Source organism: Enterobacter sp. BWH64 (genome assembly GCF_001037645.1).
Lineage (GTDB): Bacteria > Pseudomonadota > Gammaproteobacteria > Enterobacterales > Enterobacteriaceae > Enterobacter > Enterobacter hormaechei_C.
The window spans coordinates 2637090-2659806 of sequence record NZ_KQ089922.1 but is presented as its reverse complement, the minus strand read 5'-3'; the positions used below and the strand labels follow the sequence as shown (position 1 = coordinate 2659806).

At 55.8% G+C, this 22717-nt stretch carries 24 protein-coding genes; 18 read left to right on the top strand and 6 right to left on the bottom strand.

The window, feature by feature from the left end; translation table 11 throughout:
- Positions 1-13 precede the first annotated feature (13 nt).
- From SK50_RS12805 to SK50_RS12780, 6 genes are all read left to right on the top strand, one after another.
- Entirely contained in the window at positions 14-319 is a 306-nt protein-coding gene (locus SK50_RS12805; protein WP_003857424.1) for a DUF1161 domain-containing protein, read from the top strand.
- A gap of 130 nt (positions 320-449) precedes the next feature.
- Positions 450-2888, top strand: a complete 2439-nt coding sequence (gene ynfE, locus SK50_RS12800) for a selenate/tellurate reductase subunit YnfE (protein ID WP_048229512.1) — start codon at positions 450-452, stop codon at positions 2886-2888.
- Positions 2889-2898: 10 nt separating this feature from the next.
- Positions 2899-3516, top strand: a complete 618-nt coding sequence (locus SK50_RS12795; protein WP_017384545.1) for a DMSO/selenate family reductase complex B subunit — start codon at positions 2899-2901, stop codon at positions 3514-3516.
- 1 nt (position 3517) lies between these two features.
- Complete coding sequence (locus SK50_RS12790) at positions 3518-4372, top strand: dimethyl sulfoxide reductase anchor subunit family protein (protein WP_023296531.1); 855 nt, start codon at positions 3518-3520, stop codon at positions 4370-4372.
- A gap of 44 nt (positions 4373-4416) precedes the next feature.
- Positions 4417-5031, top strand: a complete 615-nt coding sequence (gene dmsD, locus SK50_RS12785; protein WP_017384547.1) for a Tat proofreading chaperone DmsD — start codon at positions 4417-4419, stop codon at positions 5029-5031.
- Positions 5032-5140: 109 nt separating this feature from the next.
- Positions 5141-5452 (top strand): YebG family protein, encoded by a 312-nt coding sequence (locus SK50_RS12780; protein WP_017384548.1) that lies wholly within the window; start codon positions 5141-5143, stop codon positions 5450-5452.
- Positions 5453-5566: 114 nt separating this feature from the next.
- On the opposite strand, the gene SK50_RS12775 is transcribed toward SK50_RS12780, so the two are convergent.
- The 3 genes from SK50_RS12775 to SK50_RS12765 all read right to left on the bottom strand — a co-directional run bounded on the left by SK50_RS12775 (position 5567) and on the right by SK50_RS12765 (position 7477).
- Positions 5567-5881: a hypothetical protein gene (locus tag SK50_RS12775; protein ID WP_017694081.1), complete on the bottom strand. Its 315-nt coding sequence runs from the start codon at positions 5879-5881 to the stop codon at positions 5567-5569.
- 38 nt (positions 5882-5919) lie between these two features.
- A complete protein-coding gene (catA, locus tag SK50_RS12770; protein WP_015570622.1) occupies positions 5920-6597 on the bottom strand; it encodes a type A chloramphenicol O-acetyltransferase in 678 nt (225 codons plus the stop codon).
- A gap of 85 nt (positions 6598-6682) precedes the next feature.
- Positions 6683-7477 carry a LysR family transcriptional regulator gene (locus tag SK50_RS12765; RefSeq protein ID WP_255353974.1) on the bottom strand — a complete coding sequence of 265 codons (795 nt, stop codon included), beginning with the start codon at positions 7475-7477 and terminating at the stop codon, positions 6683-6685.
- Positions 7478-7681: 204 nt separating this feature from the next.
- Between SK50_RS12765 and SK50_RS12760 the strand changes: the two genes are divergently transcribed.
- The 8 genes from SK50_RS12760 to clcB all read left to right on the top strand — a co-directional run bounded on the left by SK50_RS12760 (position 7682) and on the right by clcB (position 16045).
- Entirely contained in the window at positions 7682-8809 is a 1128-nt protein-coding gene (locus tag SK50_RS12760; protein WP_048229510.1) for an alpha/beta hydrolase, read from the top strand.
- Positions 8810-8865: 56 nt separating this feature from the next.
- Complete coding sequence (locus SK50_RS12755; RefSeq protein WP_047726958.1) at positions 8866-10050, top strand: MFS transporter; 1185 nt, start codon at positions 8866-8868, stop codon at positions 10048-10050.
- 146 nt (positions 10051-10196) lie between these two features.
- Positions 10197-10946: a YoaK family protein gene (locus SK50_RS12750; RefSeq protein WP_017384553.1), complete on the top strand. Its 750-nt coding sequence runs from the start codon at positions 10197-10199 to the stop codon at positions 10944-10946.
- A gap of 250 nt (positions 10947-11196) precedes the next feature.
- On the top strand, positions 11197-11907 hold the full coding sequence (gene osmY / locus SK50_RS12745; RefSeq protein ID WP_003857442.1) for an osmoprotectant ABC transporter permease OsmY: 711 nt from the start codon (positions 11197-11199) through the stop codon (positions 11905-11907).
- An 18-nt stretch (positions 11908-11925) separates the two neighbouring features.
- Entirely contained in the window at positions 11926-12825 is a 900-nt protein-coding gene (gene osmX, locus SK50_RS12740; protein WP_045334124.1) for an osmoprotectant ABC transporter substrate-binding protein OsmX, read from the top strand.
- Between the two features lie 8 nt (positions 12826-12833).
- Positions 12834-13481 carry an osmoprotectant ABC transporter permease OsmW gene (gene osmW, locus SK50_RS12735; protein WP_006808875.1) on the top strand — a complete coding sequence of 216 codons (648 nt, stop codon included), beginning with the start codon at positions 12834-12836 and terminating at the stop codon, positions 13479-13481.
- Positions 13481-14629 (top strand): osmoprotectant ABC transporter ATP-binding protein OsmV, encoded by a 1149-nt coding sequence (osmV, locus tag SK50_RS12730; RefSeq protein WP_045344733.1) that lies wholly within the window; start codon positions 13481-13483, stop codon positions 14627-14629. The genes osmW and osmV overlap by 1 nt, the downstream gene beginning before the upstream one ends.
- Before the next feature lie 105 nt (positions 14630-14734).
- Entirely contained in the window at positions 14735-16045 is a 1311-nt protein-coding gene (clcB, locus tag SK50_RS12725) for a voltage-gated ClC-type chloride channel ClcB (RefSeq protein ID WP_023296525.1), read from the top strand.
- Here clcB and bioD read toward each other — a convergent pair.
- From bioD to SK50_RS12710, 3 genes are all read right to left on the bottom strand, one after another.
- Positions 15980-16675 carry a dethiobiotin synthase gene (gene bioD, locus SK50_RS12720; RefSeq protein ID WP_015570628.1) on the bottom strand — a complete coding sequence of 232 codons (696 nt, stop codon included), beginning with the start codon at positions 16673-16675 and terminating at the stop codon, positions 15980-15982. The two genes, clcB and bioD, sit on opposite strands and share 66 nt — an antisense overlap.
- 129 nt (positions 16676-16804) lie before the next feature.
- Complete coding sequence (mlc, locus tag SK50_RS12715) at positions 16805-18025, bottom strand: sugar metabolism global transcriptional regulator Mlc (protein WP_003857451.1); 1221 nt, start codon at positions 18023-18025, stop codon at positions 16805-16807.
- A 121-nt stretch (positions 18026-18146) separates the two neighbouring features.
- Positions 18147-19052: a LysR family transcriptional regulator gene (locus tag SK50_RS12710; protein WP_032653407.1), complete on the bottom strand. Its 906-nt coding sequence runs from the start codon at positions 19050-19052 to the stop codon at positions 18147-18149.
- A 121-nt stretch (positions 19053-19173) separates the two neighbouring features.
- Between SK50_RS12710 and SK50_RS12705 the strand changes: the two genes are divergently transcribed.
- The 4 genes from SK50_RS12705 (at position 19174) to SK50_RS24280 (ending at position 22617) form a co-directional block, all read left to right on the top strand.
- Positions 19174-20427, top strand: coding sequence for an MFS transporter (locus SK50_RS12705; protein ID WP_017384556.1), 1254 nt, complete (start codon positions 19174-19176; stop codon positions 20425-20427).
- Positions 20428-20501: 74 nt separating this feature from the next.
- Complete coding sequence (locus SK50_RS12700) at positions 20502-21986, top strand: carboxypeptidase M32 (RefSeq protein WP_015570631.1); 1485 nt, start codon at positions 20502-20504, stop codon at positions 21984-21986.
- 149 nt (positions 21987-22135) lie between these two features.
- Positions 22136-22441, top strand: coding sequence for an acid resistance repetitive basic protein Asr (gene asr, locus SK50_RS12695; protein ID WP_003857459.1), 306 nt, complete (start codon positions 22136-22138; stop codon positions 22439-22441).
- Positions 22442-22533: 92 nt separating this feature from the next.
- Complete coding sequence (locus SK50_RS24280; RefSeq protein WP_057979992.1) at positions 22534-22617, top strand: small membrane protein YdgU; 84 nt, start codon at positions 22534-22536, stop codon at positions 22615-22617.
- Positions 22618-22717 lie beyond the last annotated feature (100 nt).

The following is a 22717-nucleotide window of genomic DNA, read 5'->3' as shown; positions in this document are numbered from 1 at the left end:
AAAGGAGCTACAGATGAAACGGTTACCCTGGATTACCGCCCTGCTGTTAATGAGTGCTTCACCCGCTCTTCTTGCGGCCCCGGACTCCTGCGAGCGCGTGAAAAGCGACATTCAGCAGAAGATTATCAACAACGGCGTACCGGAGTCTGGCTTTACCCTGAACATCGTCCCGAACGATCAGGCCGATCAGCCGGATGCGCAGGTCGTTGGGCATTGTGCCAACGATACTTTCAAAATTTTGTACACCCGCACCAGTAGCGGCAACTACCCGGTGAGCGGCGCAGGTACGCAAGAGAATGCGCCCGCTGAGCCGCAATGATTTTCCCACTCAATTCCCCTGATTTGACGAGGATTAATATTTAATACCTCTAAATAAGTAACACTCCCCCCATCATTAGCCCGGTTGTAGTCACGGGTGAAAATAATTATTAACAATGATGGGGTGAGTTATGTCCGAAGTTGAACATCACGGCGGTATAAGCCGTCGAACTCTGGTTAAATCTACTGCCATAGGATCTCTGGCGCTTGCCGCCGGTGGGATCGCATTACCTTTTGGTCTGAAAAGCGCCGCCGCCGCTGTGCAGTCCGCTATTCAGCCCGCAGAAGACAAAGTTGTCTGGGGCGCCTGCTCGGTAAACTGCGGTAGCCGCTGCGCGCTACGTCTGCACGTTCGCGATGACGAAGTCTACTGGGTTGAAACGGATAATACCGGCGAGGATATTTACGGCAACCATCAGGTTCGCGCCTGCCTGCGAGGCCGTTCAATTCGCCGTCGCATTAATCACCCAGACCGTCTGAACTATCCGATGAAACGCGTGGGCAAACGCGGAGAAGGCAAGTTTGAGCGTATCACCTGGGAAGAAGCGCTGGACACCATCGCCGCGAGCCTGAAAAGCGTGGTCGAAAAATACGGCAACGAAGCGGTCTACATTAACTACTCCTCCGGAATTGTAGGCGGCAACATCACCCGCTCCTCCCCTTATGCCTCGCTGGTCGCGCGCCTGATGAACTGCTACGGCGGCTTCCTCAGCCACTACGGCACCTACAGCACCGCGCAGATCGCCTGCGCAATGCCCTACACCTACGGCAGCAACGACGGCAACAGCACATCGGATATCGAAAACACCAAACTGGTCGTGATGTTCGGCAATAATCCGGCGGAAACGCGCATGAGCGGCGGCGGGATCACTTACTACCTTGAGCAGGCGCGCGAACGGTCAAACGCGCGGATGATCGTTATCGATCCGCGTTATACCGACACTGCCGCAGGGCGTGAAGACGAGTGGGTCCCGATTCGTCCGGGCACCGATGCCGCGCTGGTGGCAGGTATTGCGTGGGTGCTGATTAATGAAAATCTGGTCGATCAACCTTTCCTCGATAAATACTGCGTGGGTTATGACGAAAAAACCCTGCCGGAAGGCGCACCGGCTAATGGTCATTACAAAGCCTATATTCTCGGCCAGGGTGATGACAAAACCGCGAAAACCCCTGAGTGGGCGTCTCGCATAACGGGCATCTCTGCCGATCGCATCATTAAGCTGGCCCGTGAAATCGGTTCGGCGAAACCGGCCTACATTTGCCAGGGCTGGGGCCCACAGCGTCAGGCTAACGGGGAGCAAACGTCCCGCGCCATCGCCATGCTGCCGATCCTGACCGGCAACGTCGGCATTAACGGCGGCAACAGCGGCGCGCGCGAATCGACCTACACCATCACCATCGAACGCATGCCGCTGCCGGAAAATCCGGTGAAAACGCAAATCTCCTGCTTCAGCTGGACGGATGCCATTGCCCGTGGACCGGAGATGACCGCCCTGCGCGACGGCGTACGCGGCAAAGATAAGCTCGATGTGCCGATCAAGTTCATCTGGAACTATGCGGGTAATACCATCATCAACCAGCATTCCGATATCAACAAAACTCACGACATTTTGCAGGATGAGAGCAAGTGCGAAACGATCGTCGTCATCGATAACTTCATGACCTCGTCCGCGAAGTATGCCGATATTGTTCTGCCGGATCTGATGACCGTCGAGCAGGAAGATATCATCCCCAACGATTACGCCGGAAACATGGGATACCTGATTTTCCTCCAGCCGGTTACCGCCCCGAAGTTCGAGCGCAAGCCCATCTACTGGATCATGAGTGAAGTGGCGAAACGCCTCGGACCGGATATCCATCAGAAATTCACCGAAGGCCGTACGCAGGAGCAGTGGCTGCGCTACCTGTACGCCAAAATGGTCGCCAAAGATCCGCTGCTGCCGTCCTACGACGCGCTGAAAAAAATGGGTATTTATAAGCGCAAAGATCCTAACGGACATTTTGTGGCCTATAAAAAATTCCGTGACGATCCGGATGCCAATCCGCTGAAAACCCCGTCGGGCAAAATCGAGATCTACTCCAGCAAGCTGGCGGATATTGCGGCAACCTGGGAACTGCAAAAAGACGAAACCATCACCCCGCTGCCGGTCTATACCTCAACCTTTGAAGGCTGGGACGCGCCCGAGCGCAGCAAGTTCCCGCTGCAACTGTTCGGTTTCCACTTTAAAGCCCGTACCCACTCCAGCTACGGCAACGTGGATGTGCTCCAGGCCGCCTGTCGCCAGGAGGTGTGGCTTAACCCTGTGGATGCAGAGCAACGAGGTATCAAAAACGGGGATATGGTGCGCTTCTTCAACGACCGCGGCGAAGTGCGTATTGCCGCGAAAGTCACCCCGCGCATCATGCCCGGCGTAAGCGCGATGGGCCAGGGCGCCTGGCATGACGCCAACATGAATGGCGATCGTGTCGATCACGGCTCCTGCATCAATACCCTGACCACGCACCGCCCGTCACCGCTGGCGAAGGGCAACCCGCAGCACACGAACCTGGTGCAGATCGAGAAGGCATAAGGATTAACCGATGACTACCCAGTATGGATTTTTTATTGATTCCAGCCGCTGCACCGGGTGTAAAACCTGCGAGCTGGCCTGCAAGGATTACAAAGACCTGACCCCGGACGTCAGCTTCCGGCGTATTTATGAATATGCGGGCGGCGACTGGCAGGAGGACAACGGCGTCTGGCATCAGAATGTCTTCGCCTATTACCTGTCGATTGCCTGCAACCACTGCGAAGATCCGGCCTGCACCAAGGTCTGCCCGAGCGGGGCAATGCACAAGCGCGACGACGGTTTTGTGGTGGTGGACGAGGATGTCTGCATCGGCTGTCGCTACTGCCACATGGCCTGCCCGTACGGCGCGCCGCAGTACAATGCCGCCAAAGGCCACATGACCAAGTGCGACGGCTGCCACAGCCGCGTGGCGGACGGTAAAAAGCCCATCTGCGTCGAATCCTGCCCGCTGCGCGCGCTGGACTTTGGCCCGATTGAGGAGCTGCGCAAAAAACACGGTCAGCTTGCTGCCGTCGCGCCGCTGCCGTCTGCGCACTTCACGAAGCCGAGTATTGTGATTAAACCTAACGCCAACAGCCGTCCGACGGGTGACACCACCGGCTACCTGGCAAACCCGAAGGAGGTGTGAGATGGGAAGTGGATGGCATGAATGGCCGCTGGTGATCTTCACCGTTTTCGGGCAGTGCGTGGCCGGCGCGTTAATCGTGATGGGCTTCGTCTGGCTTAAGGAAAATGATGACAAGGCCAGCATGCGCATCGTGCGCAGCCTGTTTTTTCTCTGGCTGGTAATGGGTATTGGGTTTATGGCCTCGGTACTGCATCTTGGCTCCCCGCTGCGTGCCTTCAACTCGCTTAACCGCGTGGGCGCGTCAGCGCTGAGTAATGAGATCGCGGCGGGTTCGATCTTCTTTGCCGTGGGCGGTTTCTGGTGGCTGGTGTCGGTTATCGGTAAAATGCCCCCAGCTTTGGGCAAAATCTGGCTGGTTGTCAGCCAGATCCTGGGCATCGTTTTTGTCTGGGCGATGACCCGGGTCTATCAGATTGAGACTGTCCCGACCTGGTATACGGGTTACACCACGCTGAGCTTCTTCCTGACGATGGTTCTGGCTGGTCCTCTGCTGGCCGCGCTGCTGCTGCGCGTTGCAAACGTGACATTCAAAAGTACTCTTGCCGCGTCAGTCAGCGCACTGGCACTTATCGTCTGCGTGGCGGTCGTCGTGTTGCAAAGCAATACGCTGGGGACAATACAGAGTTCCATCCAGCAGGCTAACGCCCTGCTTCCGGATTATGGTTCGCTTCAGGTATGGCGCATCGCGTTGCTGGCGGCGGGTTTAGGCTGCTGGATCTGCCCGCTGATTCGTCGTCAGGAGCCAAAAACGCTCGGCCTGTTTGCAGGTGTCGCGCTGGTGGCGCTGGGTGAACTGATTGGCCGTGGGCTATTTTATGGTCTGCATATGACCGCAGGGTTAGCAATTGCAGGTTAACACAGGTGCGCGGGGCTACCCGCGCGCAAGTAAGGAAAGTTGTAATGAATGACGTCTCACACCGCGAATCGTTCGCGTTCAGCGCCCGGGTACTGGGCGCGCTGTTTTATTTCGCTCCAGACAGCGAGCAGACCGCGCCGCTGGTGAGTGCCCTGACCGCAGGTGACTGGGTTCAGGACTGGCCGCTGGCGGAGGAAAATCTGCTGCCTGTCGCCAGTATGTTTAAGACCCCATCGGATGAAGCGTTGAAAGACGCCTGGCAGCGTCTGTTTATTGGCCCGTATGCCCTGCCCGCCCCCCCGTGGGGCTCGGTCTGGCTTGATCGCGAGTCCGTGCTGTTTGGCGATTCGACCCTCGCGTTGCGTCAGTGGATGCGTGAAAACCATATCGCCTTTGAGATGCAGCAGAATGAGCCCGAAGATCATTTCGGAACGTTGCTGATGCTGGCGGCATGGCTTGCCGAGAACGGTCGCGAAACAGAACGCGACCAGCTTCTTGCCTGGCATCTGCTGCCATGGAGCACGCGTTTCCTTAGCGTATTCGTTGAAAACGCGGCCCATCCGTTCTACACCGCGCTGGGTAAACTTGCCCAGCTGACGCTGGCGGAATGGCAGTCCACTTTGCTGATCCCGATTGTCGAAAAAACGCTGTACCGATAACAGCACCTGGCTTGTCCACCCGTTGTGCAGGCCAGGCTCGCACATTTTTGCTGCAACACAACGTCACAACTGCTATACTGTATATAATTACAGTATACGGGGGTGCACAATGGCTGTTGAAACAAAATTTGTTGTCGTAAGAAAAGGTGAAGAAAAAATGACATTTGCCAGTAAGAAAGAGGCTGACGCTCACGACAAGCTGCTCGATATGGCAGAAGCGTTTACCGACTGGCTGTTGCAAAGCGGAATGCAGATGGATGAAACGCAGGCGGAGAACCTTGGTCTTTATCTCGCCGAGCAGAAAGAGTCCGTGCAGCATATCCTGCGTACCAGCAAGCTTCCCGAGCTCAATGCTGAAACGGATAAAACAGCATCAGATGCGGACAGCAGCAAAAAAATCCGGGCCGTCAAAGCCGCCTGATCGTCAGAGCGTCTCATCACCTGTCCTGCCGCCGCGGGCCGGAAACGGCTCGCGGCTTTATTAAGGTCGGCTGAACCTTATATTCATCAACCGTAACCCTGAAAATACGTCCTGTTATCTTGATTTGTCCGCCTCAACGTTTACGCTGATATTCAGCCTTTTTGCTTCCATGGTTATCATTGTTTTGGCCAGGTCCTTATCGCCCCCGTGCACTTTATCTATCAGATCCTGTACAAGGGTCATCATCAGGAAGTTTTTATTTGCAGGATAGAAATCTGTCGTAGTGATCCCGTTATCCTTCAGGCGCTGATGCGCCACCGTCTCTGTATCTGCGATTATTTCAGCTACTTTCTCATGCATGATCTCGATCTGCTCGAAAACAATGCGGTTAATCATTTCAATCTGTTCTGGCGTAAAATTCGGTTCCATTATTTCCCCTCGTCAGGCGTATGTTAAAAACACGTGAATCACACGTTGAGCGCCTCTGAATGGTGCGGTAAATTATCACACAACTCTTGTAACTCGTTGATCAGCCTGGCCACATGGAAACCGTCACAGACAGAATGATGGACCTGAACGGCGAAAGGCAACAAGACCTTTCCATCCTGGTTATAGTATTTTCCAAACGTGAACATGGGCGCAAAAAAATTCCGCATGTTAGCGACGTTGACGTTAAAACTGCTAAAACTGACCCACGGAATATCCGATATGAAGAATATATTCTCCCGGGATTCTTCTTTAGGCCAGTAAGCAAGGATATTGCCATAGCGGGCAACATCTTCTGCATAAACGCGCTGAAAATGGTGAATATTTCCATCGTAATGACTCCATAACGATGAAAATGTCTCCGTTTCTTTATGGAAAAGGGTATAGCTTGGATGAACCTCATTCCATATTACAAGCTCATCATCCTTCATGGCCATACGGAATTCCGGATGCCGGTTTACGACGTCAGAAATAAGGGAAATAATCGCAGGATAAAATTTCCAGCCAACCTCTTTGATATGCTTTAGCAGCACGGTAATGTCCAGCTGAACCGTTTGGTTAAATGTAGATTGAGCAAAGCCCTGAAATACTTCAAAGTGTTCCTTTCTTGCCCAACGTGATAAGTCAACTACCGTATATTCTGGCATTATTTTTGTCATTTCAGAGCCTTAGTTGAGCTGCGCTATATAAAATAGTAGCGTATCACAAACGTAGGGGCTGTATAGACCGTAGCGAAGAGGCACCCTAAATTTTCAGCGTATCAATCACCGCTCTCAGCGCCGGGGATACGTTGCGGTGTGGATAATAGAGGTACAGTCCGTCCATCCGCAGGCTGTAGCGCTGTAAGACGCGTATAAGCGTGCCACGCTCCAGATCGTCAGCCACCAGCTCAACCGGGACATAGGCCAGCCCGAGTCCCAGCCGGGCCGCTTCGGCCTCCATGTAGCTGTCGGAAAAGGCCCATTGCCCCTCCGGGCGGTGAGTAACATGCTTCCCGTCCTGAACAAGCTCCCATTGATAGTGGTTACCGTCGGCAAACTGGTAGGCAATGCAGGGATGAGCATCCAGATCGGCGGGCGTCTGCGGGAAACCATAGCGCCGAAAATGCGCCGGAGCGGCAACCACAGCCATCTCCATATCGGGCGTGATGCGCACGGCAATCATTCCTTGTCCCACCTCCGGCCCAAGCCGGACGCCCGCGTCGAATCGCTCGGCAATGATATCCACGAACCGGCTCTCATTCATCAATTCCAGACGGATATCCGGGTAACGCTGTTTGAAGATAGCGAGCTTTGGCAGCAGGCATTTTTCGATGGCGTGCTGGCTGGCATTAATGCGCACCGTGCCGGATGGCGTCTGGCGGTAATGCGCCAGTCTGGTCAGCCCGGTATCGAGCGCATCAAAGGCTGAACCAGCGGTCTGGTAAAGTTGCTCCCCGGCGTGGGTCAGCGACAGTTTGCGCGTTGTACGCACCAGAAGCCGAACGCCCAGCCGCTCTTCCAGCTCGCGAACCGATCGACTGATCCCGGATTGTGCCAGCCCGAGCCGTTACGCGGCTGCCGTGAAGCTTCCCTCCCGCACCACCTGGATAAACAGATACAGCTCATTGTAGTTTTCCCGCTTCGCCATCATGCCTCATCAATTCATAACAATATGATATTAATTCTAGCAGCCTTTGGCCTCTAATCAGCACTATTTCTGCTAACTATAATGACCGCATTACAACAACACACGGTACCTCTTATGCAAACATTCACCCAAAAACTGTCCGTTGCGCTGCTGCTATGCGCATCATTAAGTGGAGTGACAACAATGAGTTATGCAGAAACACGAAATCCTGCCGCCCCCGTTTCGATGGTGACAACCTGGGATAAGACCTTCGTCGAGAGCAATAAAGTCGACCACCGCAAGGTGACGTTCGAGAACCGATACGGGATCACCCTGGTCGGCGATCTGTACATTCCCAGGAACAGCGGCGACCAGAAGCTGGCGGCGATTGCCGTCAGTGGACCGTTCGGTGCGGTAAAAGAACAATCCAGTGGTCTTTACGCCCAGACTCTGGCTGAACAGGGGTTCGTGACCCTGGCCTTCGACCCATCCTACACGGGTGAAAGCGGCGGCCAGCCGCGTAACGTTGCCTCCCCTGACATCAACACCGAAGACTTTAGCGCCGCAGTGGATTTCCTCGGATTACAGAAAGAAGTCGACCGTAACCGTATCGGCATTCTCGGGATCTGCGGCTGGGGTGGTATGGCGCTGAACGCGGCATCCATGGATACCCGCGTGAAGGCGGCCGCCACCAGCGTAATGTACGATATGAGCCGCGCGATGGGTCACGGCGTGGGCGACGGGAAAGATCGTTATTCAGCGGCCGATCGCCGGGCCGTGTTGCAGTATCTGAACGCGCAACGCTGGAAAGATGCTGAAAGCGGCACCTTCGCCCATGGCGGCCACGATATTTATGTCGATGAAAACGGTAAGGTAACGGCGGCCGGGCGTATTCTGCCGGAAGCATTGCCCGCCGATCCGCATCCGGTACTGAAAGAATTCTATGATTACTACCGTATGCCGCGCGGCTTCCATGCCCGTTACGTAAACTCCACCGGCGCATGGACCGCGACCATGCCGTTGTCCTTTATGAATATGCCGCTGCTGAGCTATGCCGGGGAGATCACCATCCCAACGCTGATTGTGACCGGTGAAAACGCGCACTCACGTTATTTTGCGGAAGATGCGTTTAAAGCTGTCGGCAGCAAACAGAAGGAACTGGTGATTGTTCCCGGTGCGAATCACGTTGATCTCTACGATAACGTCGCAGGGAAAATCCCGTTCGCGCAGTTCGGGCAGTTCTTCAAAACCAGTCTGAATTAATTCTCTTAGCCCCGGCAATCACGGGGCTTATCTTCTCTTCGCCGTGAATTACACCAATGTCCACACTGAATCAAACCTCATCCCGTGATGCTGAGCATGCACACTGGGGCGGTATTTTTGCCATGACCCTGTGCGTTTTTGTCCTTATTGCCTCGGAATTTATGCCCGTCAGTCTGCTCACGCCCCTCGCCAGAGATTTAGGGGTGACAGAGGGGATGGCTGGCCAGGGGATCGCCCTCTCTGGTGCGCTGGCTGTCCTGACCAGCCTTTTTCTTTCCCGGCTTGCCGGGAATATGAATCGCAAACATCTTCTTTCAGGCATGACCGTCCTGATGGCGCTGTCAGGGATCATTATCGCCTTCGCCCCAAACGCTTTGATGTATATGGCAGGCCGGGCGCTGATCGGCATCGCCATCGGCGGTTTCTGGTCGATGTCTGCTGCCACCGCCATTCGGCTGGTGCCTCAGCATCAGGTCTCTCGTGCGCTGGCGATTTTTAACGGCGGCAACGCGCTGGCGACGGTGGTAGCCGCCCCGCTGGGCAGTTATCTCGGCTCGACCATTGGCTGGCGCGGCGCGTTTCTTTGCCTGGTTCCCGTGGCGATTGTGGCGTTCATCTGGCAATATTTTAGCCTGCCCAACATGGGCGGGAACCAGCGGCCGTCGCCACATAAAAGCGTATTTCGCCTGCTCCACCAGCCTGCGGTTTCGGTGGGTCTGATGGCGTGCGGCCTGTTCTTCATGGGACAGTTTGCGTTATTTACCTATGTGCGCCCCTTCCTCGAAACCGTCACCCACGTCAGTCCTTCCGGCTTATCGCTGATCCTGCTCACTATCGGTATCGCAGGTTTCATCGGCACGCTGATCGTCGCGCTGGTCCTGAATGCCGCGTTTTACCTCACCTTAATGGCCATACCGCTGCTTATGGCACTGATTGCAGGGGTATTAATGCTCACCGGGGACAGCCTGTGGATCGTGGCCCTGCTGTTAGGTTTCTGGGGAATGCTGGCAACTGCGGCCCCTACGGGCTGGTGGACGTGGATCGCCCGTACGTTACCGGAAGATGCCGAGGCTGGCGGCGGGCTAATGGTCGCGGTGATCCAACTCTCCATTGCGCTTGGCTCAACGGCGGGTGGCGTGGTGTTTGATACCTTTGGCTGGCAGAGCACCTTCGCTTTAAGCAGCATATTACTCCTGAGTGCAGGGGTGCTGACTTTTACGACGTCGCGCCATCGGAAATAAGGCATTATATTAACAGGGTTGTTTTATTTAATTACAAAACCTCGCTCACCTCCCGTAGAAATAATAATTAAGCAATATCCTGGTCAGCCAGCGACATCGCTTTGTTAGCTTGAGCATTCAGGCAAAGCTCAAACCGGAGGTATTCTTTGCTGATTAAATTAAAGAAAGAACGAACGCATCAGGAGGATCGTCGTCTTGCCCTCTGGCTGGCGACCTCCGCGGGACTGCTGAATGCCATTGCGCTGGGCGCGTTCGGTTTTTTTCCCTCGCATATGACGGGCAATACCTCGCAGCTATCCAGCGAAGTTTCCTCCACCGATCTCAGCGATATTCTTTTCTTTGGTGCCATTATTCTTTCGTTTGTCTCAGGCGCCATCGCTGCGCGGATTATTGTTATCTGGGGGATTATCCATAACGTCAGGCTGGTATTCAGCCAGGTTCTGTTTGTTGAAGGGCTATTACTGGCCGGGGTATCCCTGTACGAAATGTATTTTCACTCCTTCGCCACGAATCAGGAGATTATTATTTTCCTGTGCGGGTTGATGGGAATTCATAATTCCACCTCCACTCAACTATCCGGCGGTCGGGTGAGATCCACGCACATCACCGGCACGCTGACCGATGCGGGCATTTCGCTGGCCTCCGTTATGGTCGCCATGCTGCGCCGGGATTACTCCAAAGATACGGCCGCGCAAAAGAGTCAGCTCAAAACCCATTTAACTACCCTTTTCTCCTTTATCAGCGGCGGGATCGCGGGGCTGATCCTGTTCAGAGAGTTTGGATTCCACGCGATGCTGGCGCTGGGCCTGTTGCTGGTAATCGTCGCCGCCTTCTCTATCGTCCGCATTTCGTGGCGCGTACGCAAGGTGCGCGCCGCGCTCAGTCGACAGGTATAATCAGCACGCCTTATGTGACGTTGTCACGTAAGGCGTGCTTCTTTAAGACTATTCTGCCTGCCCACTGACAGCCCTTATGCCATAAGGCTTCACTCAGGTTGTCACTAATTTCATAGGGTTACTGATTTACCCCCTTCGCTGGAACCCTTCCGTTTCGCTTGCTATAGGTGAAGTACCCCTGCCGAAACATGGCATAACAACAGGCAACCGGTGGTTGCTATAACGCATGCGCACAGGGAGACACACCGCAATGCACCCATTACTTAAACGTTCGCTGCTTTTTGTCGGCGCGATTATCGTGGTTCTCGCTCTCCTCACCTGGGGAATAGGACTGGAAACGATTAAGGCGCGCCAGGTTGACCTGATTTACCTCGGGCAACAGCACCTGATTCTGGTCTTTTCATCAATGTTCTTTGCCCTGCTGGTGGGCATTCCAAGCGGTATTCTGCTGAGCCGTCCGGCCGCGCGTGGTATCGCCGAATATGTGATGCAAATCTTTAACGTGGGCAACACCCTGCCGCCGCTGGCCGTTCTGGCACTGGCGATGGTGGTGATTGGCATCGGTGATAAACCGGCCATTATCGCCCTCTTTCTGGCCTCTCTGCTGCCGATTGTGCGTAACACCTATGCCGGGCTGTGCTCTGTTCCCGCGTCGTTGCTGGAAGCGGCAAACGGTATCGGCATGACCAAATGGCAGCGCCTGCGTCAGGTTGAGATCCCTAACGCGTGGCCGGTGATGCTTTCCGGTATTCGCATTGCCACTGCGATTAACGTCGGTACCGCACCGCTGGCATTCCTGATTGGCGCCAGCAGCTACGGCGAGCTGATTTTCCCGGGGATCTATCTGAATGATTTTCCGACGCTGATCCTGGGCGCGGCGGCCACCGCCCTGTTCGCCCTGATTCTGGATACGCTGCTGGCGGCACTGGGCCGATTACTGAGCCCGCATCTCGCGCGATAATTATAACAAGGAGCTTCTATGAGACTGTTTTCCGGGCTGACGGCGCTATGCGCCGCCGCGCTCTTCACCAGCCAGGCGCTCGCCGCGCCGCTGATCCTGGCCACCAAGAGCTTTACCGAGCAGCACATTCTCTCGGCCATGACCGTGCAGTATCTGCAAAAGAAAGGGTTTCAGGTACAGCCTCAGACCAATATTGCAACGGTGATTTCCCGTAACGCGATGATCAACAAGCAGATTGATATGACCTGGGAGTATACCGGCACCTCGCTGATCATCTTCAACCACATCAACAAACGCATGTCGCCGCAGGAATCGTACGAGACGGTGAAACGCCTCGATGCGAAGCACGGTCTGGTGTGGCTTAAACCTGCCGATATGAACAATACCTATGCCTTTGCCATGCAGCGCAAGCGCGCCGAGGCTGAACATATCAATACCATGTCTGAGATGGTGGCAAAGATTGAACAAGTTCGTAAAACCGATCCGGATAACAACTGGCTGCTGGGCCTTGACCTGGAATTTGCCGGGCGTAGCGACGGGATGAAACCGTTGCAGGCGGCCTACAACATGGAGCTGGACCGCCCGCAGATCCGCCAGATGGATCCGGGCCTGGTCTATAACGCGGTGCGCGACGGGTTTGTCGATGCGGGGCTGATCTACACCACCGACGGGCGCGTAAAGGGCTTCGATCTTAAAGTGCTGGAAGATGACAAAGGCTTCTTCCCGAGTTATGCCGTGACGCCAGTTGTTCGGAAAGACACGCTGGAGGCTAATCCGGGGCTGGAGGAGGCGCTGAACACCCTTTCAGCCCAGCTCAATAACGACGTTATCACCGAACTGAATAAGAAGGTGGATATCGACCATCAGTCACCGCAGCAGGTCGCCCGTGATTTCCTGCGTAGCAAACAGTTGCTGTAGGAGGCGCTATGGAGACGATTCACTATATTCTCGACAACTGGGACTATCTCTTAACCCTGACGCTGCAACACCTGTGGCTGGTGGCGCTCGCCGTGGGCCTGGCGATTATTATTGGCGTGCCGCTGGGCATTTTAATTGTCCGCCATAAATGGCTGGCAACGCCGGTGCTGGGAATTGCCACCATTGTGCTCACCATCCCGTCAATTGCGCTTTTCGGCCTCATGATCCCGCTCTTTTCGCTGATCGGTCAGGGCATTGGCGCCCTGCCCGCGATTACGGCGGTGTTCCTCTATTCGCTGCTGCCGATTGTGCGTAACACCCACACGGCGCTCGACAGCCTGCCGCCGGGCCTGCGTGAAGCGGGACGCGGCATCGGCATGACCTTCTGGCAGCGTCTGCGCTGGGTGGAAATCCCGATGGCGTTGCCGGTGATTTTTGGCGGCATCCGCACCGCCGTGGTGATGAACATCGGCGTCATGGCGATTGCCGCCGTGATCGGTGCGGGCGGGCTGGGCCTGCTGCTGCTTAACGGTATTGGCGGGAGTGATATTCGTATGTTGATTGCGGGCGCGCTGATGATTTGTCTTTTAGCGATTGTGCTCGACTGGTTGCTGCACCGTTTGCAGGTGGTACTGACTCCGAAGGGGATTCGATAATGATAAAACTGGAAAACCTCACCAAACAATTTTCACAGAAACACGGCCAGACGTTTAAGGCCGTCGACAACGTCAACCTGAACGTGCCTGAAGGGGAAATGTGCGTGCTGCTCGGCCCGTCCGGCTGCGGGAAAACCACTACCCTGAAGATGATCAACCGTCTCATTACGCCAAGCAGCGGGACGATCCTGATTAACGGCGAAGACACCAGCGGAATGGACACCGTGACCCTGCGTCGCAACATTGGCTACGTGATCCAGCAAATTGGCCTGTTCCCCAACATGACCATCGAAGAGAACATTACCGTCGTGCCGCGCATGCTGGGTTGGGATAAAGCGCGCTGTAAATCCCGTGCCGAGGAGCTGATGGATATGGTGGCAATGGATCCGCATAAATTCCTTCACCGCTATCCGCGCGAAATGTCCGGCGGTCAGCAGCAGCGTATCGGCGTCATCCGCGCGCTGGCAGCGGATCCTCCGGTCCTGCTGATGGATGAACCGTTCGGCGCGGTCGACCCGATTAACCGTGAGGTGATCCAGAACCAGTTCCTGGAGATGCAGCGCAAGCTGAAAAAGACCGTGATGCTGGTGAGCCACGATATTGACGAAGCGCTGAAGCTGGGCGACCGTATTGCCGTCTTCCGTCAGGGACGTATCGTGCAGTGCGCCAGCCCGGACGAGCTGCTGGCGAAACCCGCGAATGAGTTTGTTGGCTCGTTTGTTGGTCAGGACCGGACGTTGAAACGCCTGCTGCTGGTATCGGCGGGCGACGTCACCGACCAGCAGCCTACCATTACGGTACGCGAATCGACGCCGCTGCCGGAGGCCTTCACCACCATGGATGACAACGATATTCGCGCCATTACCGTGGTTGATGAGCACGGCAAACCGCTCGGCTTTGTGAAGCGCCGCGAAGCGCGTAACGCCAGCGGCAGCTGCGGGGATATTCTGCATCCGTTCCGCATGACCGGTAAGGCCGAGGATAACCTGCGCGTGGTGCTTTCTCGCCTGTATGAGAGCAACACCAGCTGGATGCCGATTGTGGACGAGGACGGACGCTATAACGGCGAAATATCCCAGGATTATATTGCGGAGTATTTGAGCTCAGGGCGTACGCGCCGGGCGTTGAATATTCATAGCGAGAGTTAAGCATTCAGGCCGGGTACTGCCCGGCCTTTTTCCGCACGCATACCTTTTGCTAACCTCCCGATTTACCGCCACAATATTGTATCGTCCCCGTTAAATCACGACTTCATGCAACGTCTTCACGCTTACCCCGACATCCGCGCGATGTTTCGTCGTCTCCTGATTGCTACCGTCACCGGCGTGCTGGCGGCGCTGGCCGTTGCGGTGTTCCGCCACAGCATGTATCTGCTGGAGTGGCTATTTCTCAGCAACGAAAGCGGAAGTCTGGTGAACGCCGCAGCCGCGTTATCACCCTGGCGGCGGGCGCTGACGCCTGCGCTGGGTGGTCTGGCCGCGGGAATGCTACTGTGGGGATGGCAGCGCATGACGGCACAACGTCCCCACGCCCCCACCGATTATATGGAAGCGCTTGAGACGGGTGACGGCCAGTTTGATTACGGCGCCAGCCTGGTGAAATCCCTCGCGTCGTTGCTGGTGGTCGCCAGCGGCAGCGCCATCGGCCGTGAAGGCGCCATGATCCTGCTCGCCGCCCTCGCCGCCTCCTTTTTTGCACAACGTTGTACGCCGAAATCCGAATGGAAACTGTGGATCGCCTGCGGTGCCGCCGCCGGGATGGCCAGCGCCTATCATGCGCCGCTGGCGGGCAGCCTGTTTATCGCAGAGATCCTGTTTGGCACGCTGATGCTGGCCTCCCTCGGCCCGGTGGTGATTGCTGCTGTAGTGGCCCTGCTGACCACGCGCCTGTTAAGTCCCGGCGCGAATACGCTATATGATGTCCATCTCAGCGAGATGCTTACGGCGGTGGATTATTTCCTGATCGTTGGCGTGGGTCTGCTGGCTGGCGTTTGCGGCCCGCTGCTGATGTGGCTGATGGCGGCCAGCCACAGGCTGTTTCTGCGTCTCAAACTTTCACCGCCGTGGCAGCTGGCGCTGGGTGGTCTGATCGTCGGGCTGCTATCGCTGCTAACGCCGAAGGTATGGGGGAATGGCTATAGCGTGGTTCAGGCGTTTTTGCAGTCGCCGCCGCTGCTGTCGGTGATTGCTGGCGTCTTTATTTGCAAGCTGCTGGCGGTGCTGGCAAGCAGCGGGTCCGGCGCGCCGGGAGGCGTGTTCACGCCAACCTTGTTCGTCGGTATGGCAACGGGAATGCTGTTTGCGCAGATCTTTGCGCTGTGGTTTCCTGGCTCTGAGACGGCGATCCTGCTCGGACTGGCGGGTATGGCGACGCTGCTCGCCGCCACAACGCATGCGCCAATCATGTCGGCCTTGATGGTATGTGAGATGACCGGGCAGTATTTTTTACTTCCCGGTTTGCTGGTTGCCTGTGTTGTGGCGTCGGTATTGTCGAGAACGCTACGCCACGACTCGATCTACGGCCAGCATACCGCCGAAAGCCGAGAGATCGATGTAGTGCGCTAATTCGCGCTGCTCGGCGCGGGGCAGATAAGGCAGTTCGCCCACCAGCGGGCCAGGCAGCTTTTTGCTCAGCACATCGATGATTTCAGCGTAGTGCGCAAGGCCCGGGTTAATACGGTTCGCCACCCAACCAATCAGCGGCAGGCCGTCATTAGCGATAGCCTGCGCCGTCAGCAAGGCATGGTTGATGCATCCTTCCTGAATGCCCACGACCATAATCACCGGCAACTGCTCCTGCACCACCCATTCGGAAAGGGGACGTAAATCGTTCATCAGGCTGCGCCAGCCGCCGGTCCCTTCAACGACAACGTGGTCAACCTTTTCACTCAGATTTGCCAGGCCATCAGAAAGCAGGCTGTAGTTGATAAGCCCACTGTGAGCGACGCTGCTTTCCTCTTCGCTTAAGGCGATAGGATTAACGGCATCATAAGGCAGTTCCAGAGACGAGACGCTTTGCAGAACCAGGGCATCCTTATTGCGCAGCCCTTCTGGCGTCTCTTTACTGCCTTTTGCAACCGGCTTGTATCCTGCAACGCGTTTACCGCTTGCCGCCAGGGCCTGAAGTAACGCGCGGGATACGACTGTCTTCCCGACAGACGTATCCGTACCAGTAATAAAGAAACGCTTAAGCATGACTCATTCCACCTCTTGGGTATGCTTCAAAATATAAACCAGGTAAATAATTCAGTGGGGAAAGTCTACGGGATGCGTGCGCTACCGGGCTTGAGATAGCGCAATTTTTCGTACATCTCTGGAAAAGAGTTAGCCCTGTAGCAAACGAATCAGTAACGAGCCGTTGTACATCGCATCTTTTACCAGCGCGGCGCCGGCCATCGTACCCTGGTTGGAAAATTGCGTACTTTCGACCACGATGTTTTTACTGTACGCGGGAAGCGCCTGCTGATTGATGCAGGCGGAAATCGCCGGAAAGAGGATATCCGCCGCCTGGCTGAGCGGGGAGCCGATCAGTATTTTTTGCGGGTTAAACAGGTTCACCATAATGGCCAGAATGCGCCCGACATTATTGCCCACGCCGGTAATAATGTCCTTCGCCAGCAGATCGCCCTGCCTTGCCGCAGCGCACAGTGCCTCGACGCTTAACGGTTGACCGTGCAGCGTGGAGCTCATCGACTGGCTGAGCCGCACCTGCGCCAGCTCCAGCACGCTTTCGACGCTGGCAATCGTCTCCAGACAGCCATGGTTACCGCAGTAGCAGCGTTTTCCGTACGGATCGACCTGCGTATGGCCGATCTCCACCAGGCTACTGCTGCCAGCATGCAACAGACGCCCGTCGGTGATCACACCTGCGCCAACGTTATGATCAATCACCACCTGAATTACGTCGCGTGCGCCCCGGGAGGCACCAAACAATGCCTCCGCCATCGTCCAGGCGCTGATATCATGCTGAATGTAGACCGGCACACCGGTGTGGTTTTCCAGCACGTCGCCCAGCGGCATCTCTTTGACGTTTTCATAAAACGGCATGCGGTGAACAATGCCATTTTCGGTATCAATAATTCCCGGCAGGGTGATCGCAATCGCCGTTAAACGTTCAAGACGCTGCTGGTGACGAATAAAGAACTGGTCGATGTGGGTCAGAATGGCATCGAGAAGTGGTTGCTCTGCATTAAGCGGGAGTTCCAGCCGGTCCTCCACCACCAGCTTGCTGCTGAGGTCGCGCAGCGCGAGGAAGATTTCCCCGCGGCTAATCCGCAGCGACAGGTAGTGCCAGGCTTCCGTTTCCACCACCAGCCCTACCGCCGGACGGCCACGGCTGCCCGGCTCCTGAATTTCTGTTTCCTGAACCAGATGGGCTTCCAGCATTTCGCGGACAATCTTGGTAATACTGGCGGGTGCCAGTTGTGCCAGGCGCGAAAGATCGATACGCGAAACCGGACCAAGCTGATCAATCAGGCGATAAACGGCACCCGCGTTGGTCTGCTTGATCTGATCGATATGCCCTGGCTGACTATCAGCAACCACCTCGTACTCCCTTATTTTCGAGCTTCGAAATAAACTGAGGGCTATGGTGAAGCACTTCAATGGCTGACGTCAAATTTTTACTTAGCCATGTGATTTACTGCACATTTTCGCCCACTTTTCCCTATAAATAACGCCCGCGAGAAGCGGTAATTAATTGTTCTTTGAAACGCTGTGCCGCATGGCTCTGTTCATGATGTTTAGACCACACCAGCCACATCTCTGAGACTGCATCCTGCTCGGCTATCTTCACCCAGCGCATTTCCGCCAGTTGTACCCGTTTAAATGAGGCCGGGAGAATCGATACGCCAAGCCCTGCGGCAACGAGACCAATGATCGTCATGGCTTCCCCCACCTCCTGCGCGATAGTCGGGACAAGGCCATATCGCCGCATCAGACCAAGAATATCGTCATACAACCCGGTACCCACCTGTGGGTCAAAAAAGACAAACGGCTCTTTCGCAAGTTCAGCCAGCGAGACGCTGTGCTGCGCGGCGAGCGGATGATCCCGGGGGATCATCGCCATCAGCGGTTCGCGGAGGATCACCTGCCACGCCAGGGTATCAGGCAACTGCGTGTTACGCATCAGCCCCAGGTCGAGCGATCCTTCGTTAAGCGGCGATATCTGCTCCCGGGTATTTATTTCGCGCGTCTGAATATGCACATCCGGAAAGTTACGGCGAAACGAGGATAGCGTTTGTGAAACAGCGCTGATAAAGGGGGCCGATGAGGTAAACCCGATGCGCAGCTCCCCCGTCTCCCCAAGATAAAGCCGTTCCGCTCTGGCGGCGGCGTCCTCCACCATACTCAGGATCTGCCGGCTATCGGCGAGAAACTGTTTTCCCGCCGCCGTCAGGCTCACGCTGCGGTTGGTTCGCGCCAGCAGACGCGCCCCGACCTGCTGCTCCAGGATCTGGATCTGCTGGCTTAGCGGTGGCTGAGAGATATTCAGCCTTGCCGCCGCACGACCAAAATGCAGCTCTTCGGCGACGGCGACAAAATAGCGCAGATGGCGCAGCTCGATATTCATATTTTTAAAGTATCATTTGAGATTATTAATATATTAGACAGAATATTTACATTTTCCTACCCTAATCTTGTGGTCATACCCGTCACCAGAAACCACGGGGATGTTTAAGCAAGGATTATGTGTGAGCCGTACAACGACAGTTGATATCGCGCCGGCCAGCGACATTGATGATTTACCCGCAGCACCGCAGCCGGTTCAGTTTATTAAACGTGGTACCCCCCAGTTTATGCGCGTCACGCTGGCGCTCTTCTCAGCGGGTCTCGCCACTTTTGCCCTGCTCTACTGCGTTCAGCCGATCCTGCCGGTCCTGTCGCATGAATTTGGCGTGTCGCCAGCCAGCAGCAGTATTTCGCTCTCCATTTCAACCGGGATGCTGGCGATCGGTCTGCTGTTCACCGGGCCACTTTCGGATGCCATCGGACGTAAGCAGGTCATGGTAACGGCGTTAATGCTGGCCTCCGTGTGTACCTTGCTGTCCACCATGATGACCAGCTGGCACGGCATTCTGGTCATGCGCGCGCTGATTGGGTTATCCCTGAGCGGCGTGGCGGCGGTCGGGATGACCTATCTCAGCGAGGAGATCCACCCGAGCTTCGTGGCCTTCTCCATGGGGCTGTACATTAGCGGGAACTCTATCGGCGGGATGAGCGGACGCCTGCTCAGCGGTGTGTTTACTGATTTCTTTAACTGGCGCATTGCGCTGGCCGTTATCGGCTGCTTCGCCCTCGCTTCGGCGCTGATGTTCTGGAAAATCCTGCCGGAATCGCGCCATTTCCGCCCGACCTCCCTGCGTCCGAAAACGTTATTTATCAACTTTCGTCTGCACTGGCGCGATCAAGGGCTGCCCCGTTTGTTCCTGACCGGTTTCCTGCTGATGGGCTCGTTCGTGACGCTGTTTAATTACATCGGCTATCGTCTGATGCTTTCACCGTGGCATCTTAGCCAGGCATTGGTGGGTTTGCTCTCTGTGGCATATCTCACCGGGACATGGAGTTCGCCAAAAGCGGGCGCTATGACCGCGCGCTTCGGTCGAGGTCCGGTGATGCTGGTTTCCACCGCCGTGATGCTGTTCGGACTGCTGATGACGCTTTTCTCTTCCCTGTGGCTGATTTTTGCCGGAATGCTGCTCTTCTCTGCGGGCTTCTTTGCCGCGCATTCCGTTGCCAGCAGCTGGATTGGCCCACGCGCGCGCCGCGCCAAAGGTCAGGCTTCGTCACTGTATCTGTTCAGTTACTATCTCGGTTCCAGCATAGCCGGTACGCTCGGCGGGGTGTTCTGGCATAACTACGGCTGGAACGGCGTGGGCGGATTTATCGCGCTGATGTTGTGCGCGGCACTGCTGGTGGGCGCGAGCCTGCATAAACGACTGCATTAACATTCAGCCCTCTTCGTGTTTAAATCGAGCCGATGCTAATTTTTGTCATCGGCTGATTCAGACACGAGGACTTCATGAAAAACAATAACTATCAACAACTCACCCGCACCTTCCAGCGCCTCTCCCGCTTCTCGCACCTCTCCTCCATCGCCAGCTGGGACATGTTCACCATGATGCCGCCAGGCGGCAGCGCCGCGCGCGGTGAAGCGCTGGCGGAGATGAGCGTCCTGCAACATCAGATCCTGACCGATAAAAAAGTGGGTGAATGGCTGGCGGCGGCGGCAGACGAAGATCTGAATGACGTTGAGCAAGCCAACCTGCGTGAAATGACACGCCACTACCAGCAGGCCACTTTACTGCCGGAATCGCTGGTGGAGGCCAAATCGCTGGCGGGCAGCAGGTGTGAACACGCGTGGCGCACTCAGCGTCCGGCCAACGACTGGCAGGGCTTTTCAGCCAACCTGAAAGAGGTGGTGAAACTCAGTCGTGAAGAGGCCCGCCTGCGCGCTGAGGCTAAAGGCTGCACGCCTTACGACGCGCTGCTGGATATCTTTGAACCCGACATGACCAGCGCTCGCCTGGATGTGCTATTCGGCGATCTGAAGTCCTGGCTGCCGGAGCTGCTGGCAAAGGTTGTGGAAAAACAGGCTCAACGATCGTTCGTTCCGCCACAGGGTCCCTTCCCGACCGCCACGCAGCGCGAGCTGGGCCTGGAAGCGATGAAAATGCTTGGCTTCGATTTTAATGGCGGTCGTCTGGACGTTAGCGCTCACCCGTTCTGCGGCGGCGTGCCGGAAGATGTGCGTATCACCACGCGTTACGATGAAGATGAACTGCTCAGCGCGCTTTTCGGCGTGATCCACGAAACCGGACATGCCCGCTACGAGCAAAACCTTCCGCGAGCGTGGGCCGGCCAGCCCGTTGCGCTGGCGCGCTCTACGGCGATCCATGAATCCCAGAGCTTGTTCTTTGAAATGCAACTGGGCCGCAGCGACGCTTTCCTGAAGCATCTGCTTCCGGCGGTTCATGCCCGTTTCGGCAGCCAGGCGGCATTCAGCGAAGAGAATTTTATTGCCTGGAACCAGCGCGTGAAGCCGGGCTACATCCGCGTTGATGCGGATGAAGTGAGCTATCCGGCGCATGTGGTGCTGCGCTATGAGATCGAGCGCGCGCTAATCAATGGCGAAATTGAAGTCGATGATATTCCCGCGTTATGGGATGAGAAAATGCAGGCCTGGCTTGGGTTATCCACCAAAGATAACTACCGCAACGGCTGTATGCAGGATATCCACTGGACCGACGGCGGTTTTGGCTACTTCCCGTCTTACACGCTGGGGGCAATGTATGCGGCACAGCTGTTCCATGCCGCCAAAACTGCGCTGCCCGGGTTGCAGGCATCCATTGCCGGGGGCGATTTCTCGGCGCTGTTTGACTGGCTGCGTCAGAATATCTGGCAGCACGGCAGCCGTTTCAGCACGTCGCAGCTCATCACCCAGGCTACAGGTGAAGATCTGAATATCCGCTACTTCCGCGAACACCTGACGTCCCGCTACCTGTAACCGAACGCGCCGGGGGGCCGCCCCGGCGTTGTACATATGGTTACACGCCGATACCAATCACTCACGGAAACCCCGAATTTACAGGGATATAGTTATTTCAACGGCCCCGCAGTGGGGTTAAATGAAAAACCAAATTCGAGGGTATGAAAATGAAAAAAGTATTAGCTCTGGTTGTTGCCGCTGCTATGGGTCTGTCTTCCGCTGCATTCGCGGCTGAAACTACCGCCACCGCAGCGCCTGCGGCATCCACCGCTGCTCCGGCCAAAACGGTTCACCATAAAAAACATCACAAAGCGGCTAAACCAGCGGCAGAACAGAAAGCGCAGGCCGCGAAAAAGCACCATAAAAAAGCGGCAAAACCTGCGGTAGAGCAGAAAGCCCAGGCGGCTAAAAAGCATCACAAAAAAGCAGCAAAACACGAAGCGGCTAAACCTGCTGCACAGCCAGCAGCGTAAGAGTACAAGCTTAACCGTGCCCTTCGGGGCACGTTGGTAAACCGGCGCTGAACGGGTTTGCGGTCAGCGCCGTTTTTTTATCCGGAGGGCGTATGCTGCGGCGCTATCGGTTTGAGTTCATTCTTATCCTGCTAATTTTATGCGCGCTCATCGCCAGCCACTTTTATCTTTCCTGAATGTAGCACGCTGATTTTACTCCCACTTTCTCGCCGTCGCGTCTATAGTATTTTCATAGGGTTCACTTTTAATAATCATAATTACCCCCACCAGAGTGTG